6 protein-coding genes are annotated in these 4,799 nt (G+C 59.4%); 4 read left to right on the forward strand and 2 right to left on the reverse strand.

All coding sequences use genetic code 11. The annotated features are described in order from the left end of the window. Positions 1-223: hypothetical protein (locus G5358_RS20045; protein WP_421324782.1), on the reverse strand; the 223-nt coding region annotated here is incomplete at its 3' end. Here G5358_RS20045 and G5358_RS20050 point away from each other — a divergent pair. Both G5358_RS20050 and iadA read left to right on the forward strand, forming a co-directional pair. Then, positions 222-1,004: an ABC transporter substrate-binding protein gene (locus tag G5358_RS20050; protein ID WP_408082988.1), complete on the forward strand. Its 783-nt coding sequence runs from the start codon at positions 222-224 to the stop codon at positions 1,002-1,004. The two genes, G5358_RS20045 and G5358_RS20050, sit on opposite strands and share 2 nt — an antisense overlap. Before the next feature lie 66 nt (positions 1,005-1,070). Then, positions 1,071-2,201, forward strand: a complete 1,131-nt coding sequence (gene iadA / locus G5358_RS20055) for a beta-aspartyl-peptidase (protein WP_421324783.1) — start codon at positions 1,071-1,073, stop codon at positions 2,199-2,201. A gap of 97 nt (positions 2,202-2,298) precedes the next feature. On the opposite strand, the gene G5358_RS20060 is transcribed toward iadA, so the two are convergent. Beyond that, the gene (locus G5358_RS20060) at positions 2,299-3,201 is read right to left on the reverse strand and encodes a lysine exporter LysO family protein (RefSeq protein ID WP_216954347.1); all 903 of its coding nucleotides are present in this window, start codon (positions 3,199-3,201) and stop codon (positions 2,299-2,301) included. Positions 3,202-3,734: 533 nt separating this feature from the next. Between G5358_RS20060 and G5358_RS20065 the strand changes: the two genes are divergently transcribed. Beyond that, positions 3,735-4,505: an ABC transporter ATP-binding protein gene (locus G5358_RS20065; protein ID WP_005337310.1), complete on the forward strand. Its 771-nt coding sequence runs from the start codon at positions 3,735-3,737 to the stop codon at positions 4,503-4,505. 49 nt (positions 4,506-4,554) lie between these two features. Next, a partial coding sequence (locus tag G5358_RS20070) for a transporter substrate-binding domain-containing protein (RefSeq protein ID WP_421324784.1) occupies positions 4,555-4,799 on the forward strand: 245 nt, incomplete at its 3' end.

Genomic DNA, 4,799 nt, shown 5'->3' on the forward strand with positions numbered 1-4,799 from the left:
CACCATGATGCGCAAAGCCAGAGGCTTTTTTCTGGCCTTCTACTTCAAGCCTTTCTATCTCTCCGAGTGGTTCGACGAATAGATCGAACCCCTGGAGCAGTTCACTGACGCCCGCTCGGGCGTGATCTCGCTCATCCAGATTTTGCTGCTTTTGGTCATCGCATGTATTCGCCTGCGGTGCCTTGTCCGCGCCTGTGCGCTTTTTATGTAATGGAGTACACATGATGAAGATCAGACTGACCCTCTCAGCCCTGTTTGTTGCCAGCCTGCTGGCCACCCCCGCTATGGCCAAGGAGTGGAAAACCGTGCGCTTCGGGGTGGAGGGGGCCTACCCGCCCTTCTCCTGGACCGATGCGTCGGGCGAGATCAAGGGGTTTGATATCGATCTCGCCAACGCCCTGTGTCAGCAGATGGCGGTCAAGTGCGAGTTGGTGGCGCAGGATTGGGACGGCATGATCCCGGCCCTGCTGTCGCGCAAATACGACGCCATCATAGCCGCCATGTCGATCACCGACGAGCGGCGCCAGAAGGTCGACTTCACCGAGAAATATGCCCATATTCCCAATCGCTTTGTGGCGGCCAAGGGGACCGAGCTGACGCTGACCCCGGAAGGCATGGCGGGCAAGCGCATCGGGGTGCAGCGTGCCACCACCCACGACAAGTACCTGACCGACAATTTTGGCTCGAATGTCACCATAGTCCGCTACGGCAATGCCGATGAGGCCTATCTCGATCTGAAAGCGGGTCGGGTGCTGGCCCTGCTGGCCGATGCCTCTGCCATCGAGCAGGGGCTGCTTGGCAAAGAGGGGGGCGACAAGTTCGACTATGTGGGGCCCACCCTGACCGATCGCCAGTGGTTTGGTAATGGCATGGGGATCGCCGTGCGCAAGAGCGATAAGGAGCTCAAGGGCAAGCTGGACGAGGCGATCAAGGCCCTGCGTGCCAATGGCACCTATCAGCAGATCAACCAGAAGTACTTCAAGTACGATATATATGGTGGTTGACGGGGGGAGGGAGCTTGCTCCCTCTCTTTTCATTGGGCAAGCGACAATCGTGCAAGGAGGATCGCCATGCTGACCCTGATCGAGGGAGCCGAGATCTTCAGCCCCACCCACCTTGGCCAGCAGGATCTGCTGGTGGCCGATGGCCGTATCGCCTGGATGGGCAAGGGGTTGACGGTGCCCGCCGACTGGCCGCTGCATCGGGTCGATGGTCGTGGCCGCTATCTGGTGCCCGGGCTGGTGGATCCGCTGGCCCATATCACGGGGGGCGGTGGTGAGGGGGGCTTTGCTTTTCGCACCCCTGAACTCGCGGCGAGCGAGGCGCTTATGGCCGGTGTCACTACCCTGGTGGCGGCGCTCGGCACCGATAGCCTGACCCGCTCCCCCGCGCAGGTGCTCGGCAAGGTGCGCGAGTTTCGCGCCGCCGGGGTGAGCGCCTTTATGTATACCGGCTCCTACCATCTGCCTGTCAAGACCCTGACCGGTACGGTGGAGTCGGACATCATCCTGATCCCCGAGGTATTGGGGGTGGGGGAGGTGGCCATCAGCGACCACAGATCCAGTGCGCCGACCCACGATGAGCTGGCCAGGCTTGCCAGCGAGGCGCGAGTGGCCGGGCTGCTTGCGGGCAAGAGCGGGGTCAGCTTCTTTCATGTCGGGGATGGCAAGGGGGCATTGGCCCCCCTGCGGGCCCTGCGCGATGAGACCGACATTCCGCTGCGCCAGCTCTATCCCACCCACTGCAACCGCAACCCCTGGCTCTTTGCCGAGGCCATCGAGTGGGGCAAGGCGGGAGGTTGGGTCGACCTCACCACCTCGAGCTTTCCCGATCTGCTGGAGGATGGCGAGCGGCTTGCCGCCGATGCGCTCGTCGAGCTGCTGGCCGCCAATGTGCCTGCCGATCGCATCACCTTCAGTTCGGATGCCAACGCCAGCCTGCCGCGCTTTGATGGCGAAGGGCGGCTAATCGAAATGCGCTGTGGCCAGATTGCCAGCCTGTGGCAGCAGTGCGTGCGCGCGACCCGGCTCGGTGTCTCGCTGGAGAGGGCGTTGGCCGTGGTGACAAGCAATCCGGCGCAGGCGCTGGGGCTCTGCAGCAAGGGCCGTATCGGGGTCGGGCAGGATGCGGATCTGCTGCTGGTGCACGACCGGACGTTTGCTATCGAAAGGGTGATGAGTGGCGGCCTGTGGCGCGAATAAGGCTGCGAGCAATATCGCAGCCAGTGCGTGGTTGCTTCAAACAGCAAAAGCCCGACAACAAGGTCGGGCTTTTTTATCTGCAATGTGGAAATCAGGCTTAGATCGCCAGAAACCCGAGGATCAGGATGGGGCCGAGCAGGCTCAGGATAAAGCCGGAGACAATGGCCACCGGCACCACCTGAATGCCCCCTGATTTCTGGATGACCGGCAGGGTGAAGTCAAGCGCCGTGGCGCCGCCATAGCCAATGGCGGCAGAGGGGTGATGGCGCATCAGCACCGGGATGATCAGAATGGCGATAAGCTCGCGCCCAAGATCGTTGATAAAGGCAGCAGAACCGAGCACCGGCCCCAGTTTGTCGGCCACCAGAATGCCGGAGAGCGAATACCAGCCGAAGCTCGAGCTCATCGCCAGACCATGGGCAAAGGGCATGCCCAGCAATTGGGCCGCCAGCAGGCTGCCAAGCCAGCTGCTGAGGATGACGGTGGCGGCGATCTTCATCCCCCAGGGGTTGAGCAGGATCTGGCGCAGCCGCATGCCGGAGTTGCGCATCTGCACCCCGATGAGAAACAGCAGCAGCATCAGGGCCCACTCACTCCACTTGTCGATGGGCAGTGCGCGCAGATCCACCAGTAGACCCAGCAGCACACCGCCGAGCACCACAAAGCAGAGCTGCAGGGATTCCCACAGCAGGTGCAGCTTGCTCGGCATTTTGCTATCGCTCGCCTCGTGGGTCGGCGGCGTGCGCTTGTCGAGCCACCAGAGAGCCAGCAGGTTGCAGAGCGTGATCGCGGTCAGCATCACCCCGGCGACTTTGAAGATCACCGCCAGATTGCTGCCCAAGTTCTCCACATAGGCAAGCCCGAGCCCCATCAGAAACAGAATGAGGTAGACCATCTTGCCCAGACTCTGGTTGACCAGCTTGATCAGCCGGGCAGAGGAGAGGGGAATCAGATAGCCGATTGCCAGTGGCAACAGGATCAGCAACACATTGAGCAGCATCGAGGCCTCGATCACAAAAACTGATAAAAACACCACCTTATCATTACTTATTGGCTCTGTGTCACATATCTCTCGCTTTCATGGCCGAAAACAGCCCTTTTGGGGGCAGATTGTTACTTTTTTGCCACAACCTCTCTGTTTGATAAGGTTCTGTGCGAGCCCGAGTGCACCAATGAAATCAAGTTGATCCGATCGGGGGGCAGATATTTCGCTCGGCAAGGGGGTGCATAAAGCCATTTTGGTGCCGGTTTGGCACACATCACGCTTTTCTCTTGCCACTGATATGATTGGGGTATAAAAAGGCGTTATCGGAATAGCCATTGAAACGGCTGTTTATGCAAACAAAGTGCTGAAAAATACGCAAAGAGCGAATAAAAATAGAGCGAATCCCCTGAAGACCCTCGTTCTGTATTGTTTTTTCACTATCCGGGTGATATTTTCGCTGAAGGTTGCCATCGGTTAACTTTTTGTTAAATTGACGATGGTTGAGTCACGCCCCCTGCGGCGTCTAGGGACAGACAAGGTTGTAATGGATGAGCGACGTTGCCGCACTGGAAGTACGTGATCTGCACAAATATTTTGGCACCCACGAAGTGCTCAAGGGCATCGACATGACCGCCCACAAGGGGGATGTGATCTCCCTTATCGGCTCCTCCGGCTCGGGGAAGTCGACCTTTCTTCGCTGTATCAATCTGCTCGAAACCCCCTCATCCGGCACCGTCTCGCTCCATGGCGAGCTGATCCGGATGAAAACCAGCCGCGCCGGCGAGCGGTTGCCCGAGGATATGCGTCAGGTGGAGCGGATCCGCAGCCGACTGGCCATGGTGTTTCAAAGTTTCAATCTCTGGTCACACATGACCATCATGCAGAACATCATCGAAGTGCCAATCCAGGTGCTCAAGGTGCCTCGCGCCGAAGCATTGGCCAAGGCAGAGCAACTGCTCAACCGGGTTGGACTCTGGGAGCGGCGTGACTACTATCCCGGCCACCTCTCCGGTGGTCAGCAGCAGCGAGCCGCCATTGCCCGTGCGCTGGCGGTAGAGCCCGAGGTGATGCTGTTTGACGAACCCACCTCGGCGCTGGATCCCGAGCTGGTGGGGGAGGTGCTCGGCCTGATGCGCGAGCTGGCCGAAGAGGGGCGCACCATGCTGGTGGTGACCCACGAGATGTCGTTTGCCCGGGATGTATCGAACAAGGTGATGTTTCTGCATCAGGGGCGGGTGGAAGAGGAGGGCAACCCCAAGGAGATTTTCGCCCATCCCAAATCCGAGCGGTTCAAGCAATTCATCTCCTCCATCTACTGATGGCGGGATGCCTGGTTACCCAATCAACTGTTTTATCAAGGAGAGATACATGAACAAGCTGATGCTGGCGACAGCCGTAGTTACTGCCCTCGCGTCCGGTAGCCTGATGGCCAAGGAGTGGAAAGAGGTCCGGATCGGGGTTGAGGGTGCCTATCCCCCCTTCTCCTGGACCGAGCCCAGTGGCGAGGTGAAAGGCTTTGATATCGACATCGCCAACGCCCTGTGCGAAGAGATGAAAGTGAAGTGCACCCTGGTCAAGCAGGACTGGGACGGCATCATTCCGGCGCTGCTGTC

This window comes from Aeromonas sp. 604176, assembly GCF_049170755.1.
Classification (GTDB): Bacteria; Pseudomonadota; Gammaproteobacteria; order Enterobacterales; family Aeromonadaceae; genus Aeromonas; species Aeromonas veronii_A.

Coding starts and splice junctions, on each gene's coding strand:
- G5358_RS20050 (WP_408082988.1), top strand. CDS start 222: ATGATGAAGATCAGACTGACCCTCTCAGCCCTGTTTGTTGCCAGCCTG.
- iadA (WP_421324783.1), top strand. CDS start 1,071: ATGCTGACCCTGATCGAGGGAGCCGAGATCTTCAGCCCCACCCACCTT.
- G5358_RS20060 (WP_216954347.1), bottom strand. CDS start 3,201: ATGCTGCTCAATGTGTTGCTGATCCTGTTGCCACTGGCAATCGGCTAT.
- G5358_RS20065 (WP_005337310.1), top strand. CDS start 3,735: ATGAGCGACGTTGCCGCACTGGAAGTACGTGATCTGCACAAATATTTT.